Raw genomic sequence first — 14,882 nt, 5'->3', positions numbered from 1 at the left:
TCCGGGCGGGGCATACTCGAAGACAAATCCGAAACCGTTTTCGAACTCAGCGAGATTGAGGCTGCCATTGGTATCCTTGTTGCGCACATGCGCGTCCTCATGGGCAAGGATCGCGGCAAGCGCTCTTTCGTCGGTCACTGCGAGGAGAGGGATGCCAATGGTTAGAAACAGCCGATTGCCGAGAAGGCCGAGAAGCGTGCGCTCTTCGCGCACGCTGGCGTTCAGGTTGCCCTCTAGTATGACAACCATGCGCGCAGCACGGCGCGGTCCGGCGACGCTCCGCCACAGCGCCCACAGGCCGGGCGCTTCTGCTTCACTGACGCCTTTGATCTTGCTGCGTCGGAAGCCCGCAAACAATGTGCCGAACAGAAATGCCAAGGCCGTGGTGGCGATCGGCATGACGACAAAGCCGCTGGCGATAAACCAGATCGGATGGTTGTCGAGCAGGGACATCCAGACGCAGAAGATGACGAGGGCGGGAACAACGAAAAACAGGACCGTGAACCTGCCAAACCGCCGACCGGCGCTGATGATCAGTCGCGACATTGGATGTTACAACGGGATGTTGTCGTGCTTCTTCCAAGGGTTCTGCATGTCCTTGTTGCGCAGCATCCTGAGTGCGCGGGCAATACGGCGGCGGGTCGAGTGCGGCATGATCACTTCGTCGATATAGCCGCGCTCGGCGGCGACGAAGGGCGACAGGAAGCGGTCTTCGTAAGCCTTTGTGTGGGCTGCGATCTTCTCGGCGTCGCCGATGTCCTTGCGGTAGATGATCTCGACCGCGCCTCTCGCCCCCATCACCGCGATCTGCGCCGTCGGCCAGGCATAGTTCATGTCGCCGCGCAGATGTTTTGAGGCCATCACGTCATAGGCGCCGCCATAGGCTTTGCGGGTGATGACGGTGATCTTCGGCACGGTCGCCTCGGCATAGGCGAACAGCAGTTTTGCGCCGTGCTTGATCAAGCCGCCATATTCCTGCGCGGTGCCGGGCAGGAAGCCGGGGACATCGACGAAGGTGACGATCGGGATGGAGAAACAGTCGCAGAAGCGCACGAAGCGCGCCGCCTTGCGGCTGGCGTCGGAATCGAGCACGCCGGCCAGCACCATCGGCTGGTTGGCGACGAAGCCGACGGTGCGGCCTTCGACGCGGCCAAAGCCGGTGACGATATTCTTGGCAAAGTTCTGCTGGATCTCGAAGAAATCGCCTTCGTCGGCAACTTTGAGGATCAGCTCCTTGATGTCGTACGGCTTGTTGGCGTTGTCGGGGATCAGCCGATCGAGTGACATGTCATGGTCGGTGACCGACTGGTAGCATTCGATCTCGGGAAGCTCCGACGTATTTGACGCGGGCAAAAGATCCACTAGCCGGCGCATCTGCAACAGCGCCTCGACGTCATTGTCGTAGGCGCCGTCGGCGATCGAGGATTTCGTAGTGTGGACGGACGCGCCGCCAAGGCTCTCGGCCGTCACCGTCTCGTTGGTGACCGTTTTGACCACATCCGGCCCAGTGACGAACATGTAAGAGGTGTCGCGGACCATGAAGATGAAGTCGGTCATCGCAGGCGAATAGACGTCGCCGCCGGCGCAAGGGCCCATGATCACGGAAATCTGCGGAATGACGCCGGAGGCCAGCACATTGCGCTGAAAGATCTCGGCATAGCCGCCTAGCGCCGCCACGCCTTCCTGGATGCGGGCGCCGCCGGCGTCGTAGAGGCCGATGATCGGCGCGCGATTACGCAGCGCCATCTCCTGCACCTTGATGACCTTTTCGGCGTGCGCCTCCGACAGCGAGCCGCCGAAGACGGTAAAGTCCTTGGCGAAGAGATAGACCGGACGGCCATTGACGGTGCCCCAGCCGGTGACGACACCATCGCCGGCGATCTTGGTTTTCTCCATGCCGAAGTCGGTCGAGCGATGCTCGACATACATGTCGAACTCCTCGAACGAGCCTTCGTCGAGAAAGACCTCGATACGTTCGCGCGCCGTCAGCTTGCCCTTCTTGTGCTGGGCGTCGATGCGGGCCTGGCCGCCACCCATGCGGGCGATCTCGCGGCGGCGCTCAAGTTCCTTCAGCACGTCCTTCATCGCTCGGTCCCCAGAAATGGCAGCTGCCTTTGTGGTAATGATGGCTGCAGGCGTGTGCAAGCGCCGCTTTCGGCCTCGATTATTGCGCTGCAACATGTGGCCCCTTGCATTCCGGAGCGAACTCAGCCATATGCAGCCCATAGGCGCTTGGGCCGGAGATTCCGGCCTTCTCGACAAATGAGACTGGTTGCGTCTGTTTTCCCTCTTTCCGGTATATCGGCCTCTCTTTCCGATACATCACGAAGTGGCGAAAGAGCCCCGTGGCATGACGCCTGCGGGCACGACAGCGCAGCCGAGTGGACGTTACCGTCCGCCCGCCTTGTCGTTTCATATCAAATTTTTCGACGGCAGGTTGCGCCCTGCCGCCATCGATGTTTGCGGCCAAGACCGCGTGAAAGAAGACTATTTTGACCAACGAAAACACCTCAGCCGGTAACGCGATCTCGACCGGCAACACTGCGGACCTCACCGGTTTCGCAGCTCTTGGGATCACGGGCGCGCTGCTCAAGGCGACGCATGGCGCCGGCTTCACCGAGCCGAAGCCGATCCAGACGCAGGCGATCCCGCCGCAGATGGAAGGCCGTGATATCTTCGGCATCGCCCAGACCGGCTCGGGCAAGACCGCTGCCTTCGCGCTGCCGATCCTGTCGAAGATCATCGCGCTCGGCACCAAGCGCCGAGCCAAGACCACTCGTGCGCTGATCCTGGCGCCGACGCGCGAACTCGCCGTCCAGATCGAGGACACCATCAAGATCCTCGCCAAGGGCGCGCATGTCTCGACCGCTCTCGTGCTTGGCGGCGTCTCGCGCTTCAGCCAGGTGAAGAAGGTTGCGCCCGGCGTCGACATCCTGATCGCCACGCCCGGCCGCCTGACCGACCTGGTGCGCGAGGGCGACCTCATTCTCTCCGACACCAAATGGCTGGTGCTGGACGAGGGTGACCGCATGCTCGACATGGGCTTCATCAACGACGTCAAGCGGATCGCCAAGGCGACCGCGCCCGACCGTCAGACGGTGCTGTTCTCGGCCACCATGCCCAACGAAATCGCCGAGCTGGCGAAGGGCCTGTTGAAGAACCCGATCCGCGTCGAAGTCGCGCCGCAGAGCACCGCGGCCGCCGAGATCGTGCAGGGCGTCGTCTTTGCCCGCACCAAGCAGAAGCGCCAGGTGCTGTCGACGATGCTCGCCGACGAGGCAATGAAGTCCGTCATCATCTTCTCGCGCACCAAGCATGGCGCCGACCGGGTGACCAAGGACCTCGAGCGCGACGGCTTCAAGGCCGCCGTCATCCACGGCAACAAGTCGCAGAACGCCCGCCAGAAGGCGCTCAACGATTTCCGCGAGGGTTCGGTGCGCATTCTCGTCGCGACCGACATCGCGGCGCGCGGCATCGACGTTCCCGGCATCAGCCATGTGGTGAATTTCGACCTGCCGGATGAGGCCGAAAGCTATGTCCACCGCATCGGACGTACCGGCCGTAACGGCATGGACGGCATCGCCATCACGCTTTGCGATCCTTCCGAAAACAGCAAGCTGCGTCAGGTCGAGCGCATCATCCGCAGCAAGCTGCCGATCGTTGCCGACCATCTCGGCAGCCCGGATCCGGTGCGCAATCCGGCCGAAAAGAACGAGCGCTTCGAGCCCGCCAATGATCGCAACGACCGCAATGGCCGTCGCGACGGCAGGCGGCCCGGTGGCCAGAACAACGGCTTCGCCAAGAAGCGTTTTGGTGACAAGCCGGCCTTTGCGGGCGCAAGCGAGCGCAAGCCGGAAGGCGCCAAGGCCTTCAAGGGCAACAACAAGCGCCGCTTCGGCGGCAAGCGGCCCGCTGCGCGGGCTGCCTGATCAGACGAACCGGTCAGGCTCGTCGAGCCTGGCTTGATTGCTGACGATTGAATATGAGGACGGCCGGGGCAATGCTTCGGCCGTCCTTTTCGTTTAGGGCTGCCCGGTAATTGCCTTCACCCACACGACGATCCGCTGCGCCAGGAAAGCCGTGGTCGAGGGCGACAGCGCGTCGCCGGCAATGACGTGGTCGTCGGGATCGCCATTGTCGTCGACGGGCACCAGTTCATGCGGTGCGCCCCAGCGGCCGGCGATTTCGCGGGTGCGATCCTGGCGCACCACCTTGTCGGAATCCGAGAAGATGAACAGCGCCGGTATGGTTGCCTTCTCCACAGGCGCTGCGTAGGCAAGGTTGGTCAGCGCCGCCATCGGTAGCACAGCTGCCATTGGATATGTGTGCGTCCAGAGTTTCTCGTGCAGCGCGTTGCGGGTCGGAAAGCTGCGCTCCTTGCCGCCGACGAAATCGGCGATCTGCCTGCCCCAGGGCATGGTCAGCAGCTCGGCGCCTGAAGCCCTGATGCCAAAATTCGGCGAGATGAATGCGATTGCAGCGACGCCGTCCGATGCGCCAGGCTCAGTCGCCGCCCATGCCGCCAGCGATCCACCGGTCGAGGTGCCGATGACGATCACCTTGTCGCCGATGGCTCGGCCGATGGCGAGCGCCTCCTCATAGTCGTTGATCCAGGCATTGACGCTGCCTTGCGCCATAGCAGCGCCGTCCTGCCCATGACCGGTGAGGCGGGTGTAGAAAAGGTTGGCGTCGAGTTGGTCGGCGACCTCGTCGGCCAGCGGGCGAACCTCGCCCTTCGATGCCGAAAAGCCATGGATTTAGACGATCGCCAATGGCGTCCTGGCGTGAACCATCGGATCGGCCCAGATGATTTCTTTCTCGAGCCCGTCGCGAACGTTGGGCACGGCAGCCTCTTCGCGCGCAATATACGCTTGCGGATCGTCGCCGATCACCTTGGGGTCGAAGCTGATTGTTGTGTCGACGGGAACGCGCGGACCAAGCAGGAGGGCCAAGACAAGGATGATGACGACGCCCAGCACCGCAAGCACGATCCGTCGCCCCATCTCAGACTCCACAACAATTCTAAAGCCTATGGCGGCCGGTGCAGTCAGGCAACAGCCGGACTGTGGACAGCTATTGGTTCGGCGGCTTGCGGTCGAAATTCAGCGGCCGCCCTGTCCAGCGGGTCGCCGTGCTGATGAACCACCGGCAGACTGGCCTTGGCAGCAGTGCCAGCACCTTCAGCCCCCAGCTCAGCCGGTGAGGGAAGGTAACCTCGAAGCCGCCATGCTCGATGCCGCGCAGCATGCGGCGCGAGGCGCGGTTGACCGGCATCAGTCCCGGCATCGGCAGCATGTTCTTTTCGGTCAGCGGCGTGTCGATGAAGCCCGGATTCATCACCTGGATCCGGACATTCATCTTGTCGAAATCGTATTTCAGCGACTCGGCCAAGATGTTGATCGCCGCCTTCGAGCCGCCATAGGCCGCCGTGGTCGGCCAGCCGAAATAGGCGGTAACCGATCCGACAAGCACAATATGGCCGCGCGCACGGATGCGCATGCGCTCCATGAGCGGGACGAGGCCATTGATGATACCGAAATAGTTGACCTCGAAGGTCTGGCGAAAGTCGCGGACCCTGAGGTCTTCGCCGGGCGTGGCGATGTAGTTGCCGGCGTTGAAGACGGCGAGCACGATCGGCCCGAGCTCCTTTTCAATCGCCGCCACCGTGCTTGCCATGCGCGGCTCATCGGTGACGTCGCAAGGGTAGGCGACGACACGTCCCGGCATCTGCGCCGTCTCGACGATGAGCGCGTCGAGTGGGTCGCCGTCGAGTGCGGTGACCGCGACGACAAAGCCCTTTGCCGCGAGGTCCTTGGCCAGCGCACGGCCGATGCCGCTGCTGCCGCCGGTTATCCAGGCGACGCCGTGCTTCGGGTTGGCCCGGTAAAGTGTCATTCTGCGCCCTGCCGATCTGTCATTAGTGCTCTAGCGGTGAAAAAATCGAATGAAAAGAGCGCTTTTCCGTACTGGTTGAAATGATCGTCATCGCGCGTTGTCCGGCCGCGGGAGATTGCAGTGCCCGAAATGCGACTGGACCAGGCGAATTCTTGCCTTGAAACGCAAGCTTCGGGTTTCTAGGGTCTCGCCGCAGCTACATAACGAATCCCGGATGCCCCGTTCTGTGATCGAAGCGATCGGCAACACGCCCCTGATCCGCCTCAACAAGGCCTCGGAGCAGACCGGCTGCGAGATCCTGGGCAAGGCCGAGTTCATGAACCCCGGCCAGTCGGTCAAGGATCGCGCCGGCCTGTTCATCATCCGCGACGCCGAACAGCGCGGGCTGTTGAAGCCGGGCGGGGTCATCGTCGAAGGCACGGCAGGCAATACCGGCATTGGCCTGACGCTGGTTGCCAAGGCGCTGGGCTATCGCACAGTGATCGTCATTCCCGACACCCAGAGCCAGGAAAAGAAGGACACGATCAAGCTGCTTGGTGCCGAGCTGATCGAAGTGCCGGCGGTGCCTTACAAGAACCCCAACAATTACGTGAAACTGTCGGGGCGGTTGGCCGAGCAGATGGCGAGGTCGGAGCCGAACGGCGCGATCTGGGCCAACCAGTTCGACAACGTTGCCAATCGCGACGGCCATATCCGCACCACGGCGGAAGAAATCTGGATGCAGACCGGCGGCAAGGTCGACGGTTTCGTCTCGGCGGTGGGTTCGGGCGGAACGCTGGCCGGCGTCGCCTTCGGGCTGAAGGCCAAGAGCAGCAACGTCAAGATCGCGCTCGCCGATCCGCTGGGTGCGGCGCTCTATTCCTTCTACACCAGTGGCGAATTGAAGTCCGACGGCAGCTCGATCACCGAAGGGATAGGGCAGGGGCGCATCACGGCAAATCTCGATGGGTTCACGCCGGACTTCTCGTTCCAGGTGCCGGACGAAGAGGCGCTGCCGATCGTCTTCGACCTGATCCAGGAAGAAGGCCTGTGCGTCGGCGGTTCGACCGGCATCAACATTGCCGGCGCGATACGGCTGGCGCGCGAGCTTGGCCCCGGCCACACCATCGTGACCATCCTTGCCGACTATGGCACGCGCTACCAGTCGAAGCTGTTCAACCCGGAATTCCTGCGTGAGAAGAACCTGCCGGTGCCGGGCTGGATGGATGAGCGCAGCACAATTTCGGTGCCGTATGAGAAGGTCGCCTGATGGCGCACAGAACAGAAGCGCTGTTTCGCGACGACGCCTATCTCAGAGAGGCTGACGCCACCGTTGTCGCCATCAACGAGCGCGGCGGCATCATTCTCGACCGGACCATCTTCTATGCCACATCGGGCGGCCAGCCTGGCGATACCGGCACATTAGAGCGCGCGGACGGCAGCCGCATCGCCATTGCCGCCACCATCACCGGCGAGACCAAGGACGAGATCATCCATGTGCCGGCGCCGGAGCAGCCGGCACCCGAGGTGGGCGAGCGGGTGAAACTCGCCATCGACTGGGAGCGGCGGCATCTCCTGATGCGCATGCACGCAGCTTGCCATTTGCTCACCGTCGTCTGTCCGTTTCCGATTACCGGTGCTGCGGTTTCCGAAGATGACAGCCGCGTCGACTTCGACGCTCCCGATGCCGGCTTCACCAGGGAAGACGTCACCGCCGGGCTGATGGAGCTGGTGCGGGCCGATCATCCGATCTTCGTCAGGCTGATCACCGACGAGGAACTGGCAGCCAATCCTGGCCTGGTGAAATCCAAGACTGTCCGGCCGCCCGCCGGCACCGGCAAGATCCGCCTGGTCTGCATCGGCGACAACGCTTCGATCGACAGCCAGCCCTGCGGCGGCACCCATGTCAAAAGCACCGGCGAAGTCGGTGAAATCCATATCGGCAAGATCGAGAAGAAGGGCCGCGAAAACCGGCGTTTTCGCATTCGCTTCGGACCAATGCCGGTAGCTTGAACGAACCATGATCCCGAAAAGTGGAAGCGGGTTTTCGGGGAAGATCATGGTCAACAGGAAGCAATGCTTCGCCAAGGCGGAGCAGGAGAAGAACAATGGCCGATGACAGCCCTTTCACCGTCGATGCGGACTGGTTGCAGAGCCGTCTTGGCGAGCCCGGCCTGACGATCGTCGATGCATCCTGGTATCTGCCGGCGCAGAAGCGCGATGCGCGCGCCGAGTATGAGGCTGCGCATATTCCGGGTGCGCGATTCTTCGATCATGATGCGGCCTCCGATCCTGATGCCAAGCTGCCGCACACGCTGCCCTCGCCACAGCATTTCGCGCAATATGTAGGCGCCATGGGAATTTCGGCCGACGACACCATTGTCGTCTATGACGGTCCGGGTTTCTTCTCGGCGCCGCGCGCCTGGTGGATGTTCCGCGTCATGGGCGTGTTCCAGGTCTATGTGCTCGACGGCGGCTTCGACCGCTGGAAGGCGGCGGGCCGGCCGGTGACGGCGGAGCCGACCAAGATCGCGCCGAATGTGTTTCATGCCGATTTCGATGCCGCTCGCGTCGCCAGCCTTGCCGACATGCGCCGCATCGTCGAGACTGGCGAGAGCCAGATTGCGGACGCCCGAGGCGCGGGCCGCTTCACCGGCGCCGAGCCGGAGCCCCGCGCGGGTGTTCGCTCCGGCCACATGCCCGGCGCGCACAATTTGCCTTATTCGGCGCTGTCACAGGATGGCGCGCTGTTGTCGAAGGACCAGTTGCGCAAGGCCGTTGAGGATGCCGGTATCGATCTGTCGAAACCGGTCGTCACCTCTTGCGGTTCCGGCATCACGGCGGCTGTCGTCACTCTGGCGCTGGAGACGCTCGGCCACACCGACAACCGGCTCTACGACGGCTCATGGACGGAATGGGGCGGGCTGGCAGACACGCCCGTGGTGACGGGCAAGGAATGATGGCGATGGAAAATGGCGCGCTGGACGACATCGAGGTCACGGTCACGTTTCTGGAAATGCATGTGCCGCCGGCCTATTCGCCGCCCTTGCCCTACAACAGGCAGATCGCGCTGCTCAGGACCAAGGACATTCCGCTGCATTTCTATCGCTATCTGATGGATCGGGTCGGGCGCAAATGGCATTGGGTCAATGTGCTGAGGCTGGACGATGACGAGCTTGCCGCCGGGATCCACCGCGAGGACCGCGACATCAGGGTGCTTTATCTCGACGGCGCGCCGGCCGGTTTCTTCGACCTCAAGCCGCATTTGCCAGAGGAAGTCGAGCTCGCCTATTTCGGCATGATGGAACATGCGACCGGGCAAGGCATCGGCCGTTGGTTCCTCGGTGCGGCGATCGCCGCAGCATGGTCGTATGGGCCGAAACGGGTGACGGTGCAGACCTGCACGCTCGACCATCCGGCTGCCTTGCCGCTCTACCAGAAGCTCGGTTTTGCGCCGGTGGCGCAAAAGAAGGAGACCGTGCATCCGCTGTCGTTCGCCGAGCGCTCGGCCAGCGTCATGCGGCCGTGACTTTCTCCGACTGAAGGCCGAACCGACCGTTCATGGCGAGGAATTCCTGCTCGTGCGGACCCAGGACGAGAACTGGCGCAGCCGCCGGGTGACGCTGCGCCGCTTCGACGATTTCATCCGCTGAGCCGGCGCGGGACCTGCCCAATGCCGAAGCAGTCCGGCCTGAGACTGGCCGGGCTGCTGACAGTTGACAGGAATCGGGTGGGAAGCACCTCGGCGGGGGCATAATTTCCGGTCAACCACACCGGAGATTTAGCCATGACCGTCCAGTTCAAAGCCTTGCCGACTGAAGATGTGAGAGCGCTGCAGCGCGGCGGGGCGGACGCCTATGGCCAAACGCCGGAGCGGAAGGTTTCCGATGGCGACGGCGTGCCGTGCCGGCATTGCCTGAGAAACGTCGCCGAAGGCGATGGCTATCTGATCATGGCCTATCGGCCGTTTCCGGCGTTGCAGCCTTACGCCGAGACAGGGCCGATCTTCCTGCATGCGCTGGAATGCGAACGCGCAGCCGAGACGGAAGCGCTTCCAGAGATCCTTGAGAGCAGCGACTATATCGTGCGCGGCTATGGTGCGGACGACCGCATCGTCTATGGCAGCGGCGGCGTCATTCCGACTGGCGGCATTGCGGCGCGGGCAGAGACGCTGTTTGAGCGCGACGACATCGCCTATGTCCACGTCCGCTCGGCGCGCAACAATTGTTATCAGTGCCGCATCGAGCGTTTCTGACAAAAAGATGCCCGCCGGTGGTCTGGCGGGCAGTTGGGAACCGTGTGACGGCTCGATCCGTCAAGTTGGCATCCCTGTCTGCGCATGTTTTTCGAATGGCTGATGTGAAGCACTTCACACAGCATCGCGATCCTCGCCGGCATGGCGACGCACGCCGATGGCGGTTGGGACTTGTCGTACTCCCGTCGCATTCTCTCGGTAAAAGACCAGCGTCGATGGATTGCCGACCGCGGATGAACCGGCGGGGATCTCGATGACCGAGGAAGCGGGGCTTTGGCTCCGCTTTTTTGATGTCCGCCAGCCTGTTCAATTCCGGCGCCAGGAATTTTGCGCAAAGAAAAAGCCCGCCGGAATTGACCGACGGGCCTTCGCCGTGTGTGTGTGCGGCGTTTAGTTGAATTTATACTTCGCGCCGACGCGAACGGTCTGGAAGGAAGGCTCGTCGGTGAGGAAGCCGCCCGAGCCGAAATCTTCTTTCTCATACTGCGAATAGCGGTATTCGAGACCAAGCGTCATGTTGCTGGAAACGGCCGTTTCCAGGCCGCCACCGACCGAGAAGCCGCTCGATCCCCAGTCGACGATGTCGCCAACGGGCGAGGAGGCATGCAGGTCGAAATGCTGCCAGCTGTAACCGCCGAGGACATAGGCCAGCGTCGATTCGTTGACCTTGGCGCCGATGCGGGCCAGGGCATCGAAGCCATAGTCGGCATCGCCCTTGATCGACCCACCCGGAATGTCCAGCTTCGAGCGTATGCCGGAATAGCGGGCGTCGACCAGAACGCCGGCGACCCAGCCGCCGAAATCATGGTCGTAACCGATGCTCGCCTCGCCGAACACGCCTTCGCCGCCGATGCCATCCAATTCGAGGGCGCTGGCGAGCGTCAGGTCATGCACCACGGTGCCGGCGCCAAGCGCGCCGCCGACATAGAAGCCGGTCCAGTTGTAGGTCGGAGCAGCAAACGAGGCCCCGCCGCCATTCTGGGCGCCGAAGCGGTAATTGGCCGCGATGTGGAAGGTGTGGCTGGACGGCTCGACATCCAGAGAGGTTCCCGGGCCGCCGATAATGCCGAGGTCAGCCACCGAGTCGTCGCCATAGTTGGCGTAGCGGTACTCGGTCTTAATCGTCCAGTTGCCGCGCAGCACGGTTTCCATGCCAACGCCGACGACATAGCCGCCACGGTTCTCCGTGAAATCAAGACCGTCGGCAAAGCCCGAACCCTCGAGCTTGAAATGGTTCCAAGTGTAGCCGCCGAGCACATAGCCGAGCGTACTGGGGTTCAAGAGATAGCCGGCGCGCAAGCCGACGTCGAAGCCATAAGCGTTCGTCAGGTCGATATCAGCGCCCGGAAGGCTGATCGACGGACCGATATTCCCGATGTTGGCGTCGATGAAGCCGCCGAGCAGGAAGCGTTCAGAGACCATGTAGTCGTAGCCGGCGGTCACTTCGCCAAACACGCCGTTGCCGCCGATGCCATTGAAGTCGAGAAACGGGTCGACGCTGATGCGGTGCACGGTGGCGCCGAAGCCGCCGCCGATGCCGACATAGGCGCCGCTCCAGTTGAAACCGGCAGGTTCTTCCACCGGCTGCACAACGTCGGCGGCATGCGCTACCGATATCAAAGCCATTGCCGAAACGGCGCCGAGAAGAACGGATTTAGCAGAAATAAACATTTTAGCCCCTTAGCATAGAACAAACCCGTCCGTGTTCTAACAGGATGCTCGTTAATATTGGAATGACAAAAATGTCACATCGACAGGCAAAAGCGCTGTCGAGAGGGGCTGCACCTTGCCCTGGAGCGGGCGTTTTGCGGTCTTGTAGCCAAGAAAAACCCGCCGGTACAACCGGCGGGTAAGGGAGGCAAAATGCCAGGTCAGGTCAGGCAGCCAGAACCACTTTCGGTTCGACCAGCTCATAGCCGAGTGCTTCGGCCACGGCGCGATTGGTGATCTTGCCCCTGTGGACATTGAGGCCGTTGCGCAAATGGTGGTCGTCGACCAGCGCCTTCAGGCCCTTGTCGGCCAGCTGCAGGCCATAATGCAGCGTCGCGTTGTTGAGCGCGTGCGCCGAGGTCACCGGCACGGCGCCCGGCATGTTGGCGACGCAGTAATGGATCACGCCGTCGACCTCATAGGTCGGCTCGGCATGGGTGGTGGCGTGCGAAGTCTCGAAGCAGCCGCCCTGGTCGATAGCGACGTCGACCAGCACCGAGCCCTTCTTCATGCCCGACAGCATTTCGCGGGTCACCAGCTTGGGTGCAGCAGCACCCGGGATGAGCACGGCGCCGACGACGATGTCGGCCGAGAAGCATTCTTCCTCAAGCGCCTCGACTGTGGAGTAGCGGGTGTGGACGCGGCCGGTAAAGAGGTCGTCCAGCTGGCGCAGGCGCGGGATCGAGCGGTCGATGATGGTGACGTCGGCGCCGAGGCCGACCGCCATGCGGGCGGCATGCAGGCCGACGACGCCGCCGCCGAGCACGGTGACCTTGCCGGGCAGCACGCCGGGCACGCCGCCGAGCAGCACGCCGCGGCCACCATTGGCCTTCTGCAGCGCGGTCGCGCCGGCCTGGATCGACAGGCGGCCGGCAACTTCCGACATCGGCGCCAAGAGCGGCAGGCCGCCGCGGTCGTCGGTTACGGTCTCATAGGCGATTGCGGTGACGCCGGACGCGAGCAGGCCCTTGGTCTGCTCCGGATCCGGGGCCAGGTGCAGATAGGTGTAGAGGATCTGGCCGTCGCGCAGCTGCGCCCATTCGTTGGGCTGCGGCTCCTTGACCTTGACGATCATGTCGGACTTGGCGAACACGTCGGCGGCGGTCCTGGCGATGGTGGCGCCGGCGGCGCGGTAGGCATTGTCATCGGCGCCGATGCCGGCGCCGGCGCCGCTTTCGACCAGCACTTCATGACCATGCGCGACATATTCGCGGACGGAGCCCGGCGTCAGGCCGACGCGGTATTCGTGGTTCTTGATTTCCTTGGGGCAACCGACGCGCATAGTCTTCTCCTGATCCGGCCCTTCGGGCTCGTTCCCTGTATCAACCGAGTGAACCACAAATCGTTGCGCAGGTGTTTGCGAATGCGCTTGCGCGGGGTCACGCGTTTCGATAATCGTTGCGCGAAATCAAGGAAATTTCGCAGGAATCACGAGAAATGCCGCTCGACAGGATCGATATCGCCATTCTCGAGGCACTGCAGAAGGATGGCCGCATACCCAATGCGGCGCTCGCCGAAAGGGTCGGCCTGTCGCAGTCGGCCTGTTCGCGCCGGCTCGACAATCTGGAGAAATCCGGCACCATCCGCGGCTATCACGCCCGGCTTTCGAATGCAGCGCTCGGTCACCAGATGACGGCGATCGTGCACATATCGCTGTCGGGACAGTTCGAAAAGACGCTGTCGGATTTCGAGGCGGCGATCAAGCGCTGCCCGAATGTGCTGTCGTGCCACCTGATGTCGGGCGAATACGACTATATCCTGCGCATCGCCGCCAAGGATCTGGTCGACTATGAGCGCATCCACAAGGAGTGGCTGTCGGCGATGCCGCATGTGACCAAGATCAACTCATCCTTTGCCCTGCGCGAGATCGTCGATCGGACCGCCATGGGAATGAAGCCGGAACTGGCTTAACGCCACAAACATACTCGGACGTCCTTCCCGATATAGCATGCGCCTTCGCGGCGAAGTTCTTCCCAGCGTTCATCACCGTGGGTGGCGCGAATGTCGGAGTTTGCATAGCCCGCCCAGACATCACCGTCCTTGTAGACATCCGCCCAGTAATCTTTAGACATTTCACCAGCGCCACTATGCGGATCAGGATAGTCGATCCCTGCAAAAACTTGCTTCGGTCCCTGGATATTGAAATCGCCGCCCTGCTCGATTTGATAAGAGCACCTTCCGGATATGCGGGTCTGACCGCCAACAACAAGCAGGCAGCGGCCCCATTTGTAGCCGCTCGGCAAACGATGCCGTGGTTGCGCATGCAAAGGCGAAAGGGAAAACGCAATTGCGAGGGTAATTGCTATGGTTCGTCCGATCATCTCGCCACCCGTTGCGAAGCAGCCAATTCAAGAGCGGCTCGACACTGTTGGATCCGCCCGAAGCGCATGTCGAAGCGGTTCGCTGCAGCATGGTTCCCTTAAAGAGTATTTATCGACCACGTCGGATTTTTGTCACGTAACATTTGTGTTGCTACACGGCGGTCAACCGGCCTCGATGCGGCGATAAAGTGCTGCCCAAATGTGCTGTCCTGCCACCTGATGTCGGGTGAATACGACTACATCCTGCGCATCGCGGCGAAGCACCTCGTGGGCTATCAACGCATCCACAAGAAGTGGCTGTCTGTTATGCCGCACGTGATGAAGATCAGTTCGTCCTTTGCCTTGCGCGATTGTTGATCGCGCGGCGATGGAGAAGAAGCGGAGAGGCTTAGGAGCTGAGTAGCGGAGTGCACGGAATTGTGCTTAAAACAAATAAAGTGGATACTAGAAAAGCCGCTGAAGAGGTGAAGATAATCGCCGACAGTGCCAATGACATGGCCCGATTGATTGAGCTTCCGTCTGCAGGTGCGCTACACGCGCGCACCGGAGATCCGCTTGTCTTTCTGAAAATTCTGTTCAGTGTGTATCGCCGCATTCGTTTGTTGGCCGAGTATAAAGATGCCGGTAAGGCGGATATTCCTCAGTTGCCTGGGAATGACACCAACGGCGATCTTTTCTAAGCGTGATATTTATGAATATGTGCGATCACACGGAGGGTCTCT

General features: G+C 62.0%; 13 protein-coding genes and 3 pseudogenes. 10 read left to right on the top strand and 6 right to left on the bottom strand.

The annotated features are described in order from the left end of the window. Positions 1–552: 552 nt before the first annotated feature. Entirely contained in the window at positions 553–2,085 is a 1,533-nt protein-coding gene (locus NKI05_RS09960; RefSeq protein ID WP_023816019.1) for an acyl-CoA carboxylase subunit beta, read from the bottom strand. Between the two features lie 407 nt (positions 2,086–2,492). Between NKI05_RS09960 and NKI05_RS09955 the strand changes: the two genes are divergently transcribed. After that, positions 2,493–3,929, top strand: coding sequence for a DEAD/DEAH box helicase (locus NKI05_RS09955; protein ID WP_031193338.1), 1,437 nt, complete (start codon positions 2,493–2,495; stop codon positions 3,927–3,929). A gap of 93 nt (positions 3,930–4,022) precedes the next feature. On the opposite strand, the pseudogene NKI05_RS09950 reads toward NKI05_RS09955, so the two are convergent. Continuing rightward, a pseudogene (locus NKI05_RS09950) lies at positions 4,023–5,003 on the bottom strand (alpha/beta hydrolase). 70 nt (positions 5,004–5,073) lie between these two features. Beyond that, complete coding sequence (locus NKI05_RS09945; RefSeq protein WP_023698793.1) at positions 5,074–5,895, bottom strand: SDR family oxidoreductase; 822 nt, start codon at positions 5,893–5,895, stop codon at positions 5,074–5,076. Positions 5,896–6,109: 214 nt separating this feature from the next. Here NKI05_RS09945 and NKI05_RS09940 point away from each other — a divergent pair, with 214 nt between their 5' ends. From NKI05_RS09940 to NKI05_RS09915, 6 genes and pseudogenes are all read left to right on the top strand, one after another. Continuing rightward, entirely contained in the window at positions 6,110–7,144 is a 1,035-nt protein-coding gene (locus tag NKI05_RS09940; RefSeq protein ID WP_023816020.1) for a cysteine synthase A, read from the top strand. Continuing rightward, positions 7,144–7,887, top strand: coding sequence for an alanyl-tRNA editing protein (locus NKI05_RS09935; RefSeq protein ID WP_023691265.1), 744 nt, complete (start codon positions 7,144–7,146; stop codon positions 7,885–7,887). The genes NKI05_RS09940 and NKI05_RS09935 overlap by 1 nt, the downstream gene beginning before the upstream one ends. Before the next feature lie 95 nt (positions 7,888–7,982). Next, positions 7,983–8,834, top strand: a complete 852-nt coding sequence (sseA, locus tag NKI05_RS09930) for a 3-mercaptopyruvate sulfurtransferase (protein ID WP_023691267.1) — start codon at positions 7,983–7,985, stop codon at positions 8,832–8,834. 5 nt (positions 8,835–8,839) lie between these two features. Next, the gene (locus tag NKI05_RS09925) at positions 8,840–9,403 is read left to right on the top strand and encodes a GNAT family N-acetyltransferase (RefSeq protein WP_023682574.1); all 564 of its coding nucleotides are present in this window, start codon (positions 8,840–8,842) and stop codon (positions 9,401–9,403) included. 19 nt (positions 9,404–9,422) lie between these two features. Then, positions 9,423–9,527 (top strand): annotated as a pseudogene (locus NKI05_RS09920) (OmpA family protein); the annotation flags it as partial. Between the two features lie 134 nt (positions 9,528–9,661). Continuing rightward, positions 9,662–10,129 (top strand): DUF1203 domain-containing protein, encoded by a 468-nt coding sequence (locus tag NKI05_RS09915; RefSeq protein WP_023698789.1) that lies wholly within the window; start codon positions 9,662–9,664, stop codon positions 10,127–10,129. A gap of 390 nt (positions 10,130–10,519) precedes the next feature. On the opposite strand, the gene NKI05_RS09910 is transcribed toward NKI05_RS09915, so the two are convergent. Both NKI05_RS09910 and ald read right to left on the bottom strand, forming a co-directional pair. Next, positions 10,520–11,800: an outer membrane protein gene (locus NKI05_RS09910; protein ID WP_031195686.1), complete on the bottom strand. Its 1,281-nt coding sequence runs from the start codon at positions 11,798–11,800 to the stop codon at positions 10,520–10,522. A 205-nt stretch (positions 11,801–12,005) separates the two neighbouring features. Further along, positions 12,006–13,121: an alanine dehydrogenase gene (ald, locus tag NKI05_RS09905; protein WP_023688436.1), complete on the bottom strand. Its 1,116-nt coding sequence runs from the start codon at positions 13,119–13,121 to the stop codon at positions 12,006–12,008. Between the two features lie 155 nt (positions 13,122–13,276). Between ald and NKI05_RS09900 the strand changes: the two genes are divergently transcribed. Next, positions 13,277–13,750 carry an Lrp/AsnC family transcriptional regulator gene (locus tag NKI05_RS09900; RefSeq protein ID WP_023668897.1) on the top strand — a complete coding sequence of 158 codons (474 nt, stop codon included), beginning with the start codon at positions 13,277–13,279 and terminating at the stop codon, positions 13,748–13,750. On the opposite strand, the gene NKI05_RS09895 is transcribed toward NKI05_RS09900, so the two are convergent. After that, positions 13,747–14,160 carry a hypothetical protein gene (locus NKI05_RS09895; RefSeq protein WP_155922397.1) on the bottom strand — a complete coding sequence of 138 codons (414 nt, stop codon included), beginning with the start codon at positions 14,158–14,160 and terminating at the stop codon, positions 13,747–13,749. The two genes, NKI05_RS09900 and NKI05_RS09895, sit on opposite strands and share 4 nt — an antisense overlap. A gap of 174 nt (positions 14,161–14,334) precedes the next feature. Between NKI05_RS09895 and NKI05_RS09890 the strand changes: the two are divergent. Continuing rightward, positions 14,335–14,517: pseudogene (locus NKI05_RS09890) on the top strand (Lrp/AsnC ligand binding domain-containing protein); the annotation flags it as partial. 50 nt (positions 14,518–14,567) lie between these two features. After that, positions 14,568–14,840: a hypothetical protein gene (locus NKI05_RS09885; protein WP_031203541.1), complete on the top strand. Its 273-nt coding sequence runs from the start codon at positions 14,568–14,570 to the stop codon at positions 14,838–14,840. Positions 14,841–14,882 lie beyond the last annotated feature (42 nt).

Source organism: Mesorhizobium sp. M0771, assembly GCF_040320155.1.
Taxonomy (GTDB): Bacteria; Pseudomonadota; Alphaproteobacteria; order Rhizobiales; family Rhizobiaceae; genus Mesorhizobium.
The sequence above is the reverse complement of the archived record's forward strand: the minus strand, read 5'-3'. Positions and strand labels throughout refer to the sequence as shown.

What these genes read in the sequence shown, in the direction of transcription:
- NKI05_RS09960 (WP_023816019.1), bottom strand. Translation starts at nt 2,085, where the DNA reads ATGAAGGACGTGCTGAAGGAACTTGAGCGCCGCCGCGAGATCGCCCGC.
- NKI05_RS09940 (WP_023816020.1), top strand. Translation starts at nt 6,110, where the DNA reads ATGCCCCGTTCTGTGATCGAAGCGATCGGCAACACGCCCCTGATCCGC.
- NKI05_RS09910 (WP_031195686.1), bottom strand. Translation starts at nt 11,800, where the DNA reads ATGTTTATTTCTGCTAAATCCGTTCTTCTCGGCGCCGTTTCGGCAATG.
- NKI05_RS09915 (WP_023698789.1), top strand. Translation starts at nt 9,662, where the DNA reads ATGACCGTCCAGTTCAAAGCCTTGCCGACTGAAGATGTGAGAGCGCTG.
- NKI05_RS09935 (WP_023691265.1), top strand. Translation starts at nt 7,144, where the DNA reads ATGGCGCACAGAACAGAAGCGCTGTTTCGCGACGACGCCTATCTCAGA.
- NKI05_RS09945 (WP_023698793.1), bottom strand. Translation starts at nt 5,895, where the DNA reads ATGACACTTTACCGGGCCAACCCGAAGCACGGCGTCGCCTGGATAACC.
- NKI05_RS09925 (WP_023682574.1), top strand. Translation starts at nt 8,840, where the DNA reads ATGGAAAATGGCGCGCTGGACGACATCGAGGTCACGGTCACGTTTCTG.
- NKI05_RS09900 (WP_023668897.1), top strand. Translation starts at nt 13,277, where the DNA reads ATGCCGCTCGACAGGATCGATATCGCCATTCTCGAGGCACTGCAGAAG.
- sseA (WP_023691267.1), top strand. Translation starts at nt 7,983, where the DNA reads ATGGCCGATGACAGCCCTTTCACCGTCGATGCGGACTGGTTGCAGAGC.
- ald (WP_023688436.1), bottom strand. Translation starts at nt 13,121, where the DNA reads ATGCGCGTCGGTTGCCCCAAGGAAATCAAGAACCACGAATACCGCGTC.
- NKI05_RS09895 (WP_155922397.1), bottom strand. Translation starts at nt 14,160, where the DNA reads ATGATCGGACGAACCATAGCAATTACCCTCGCAATTGCGTTTTCCCTT.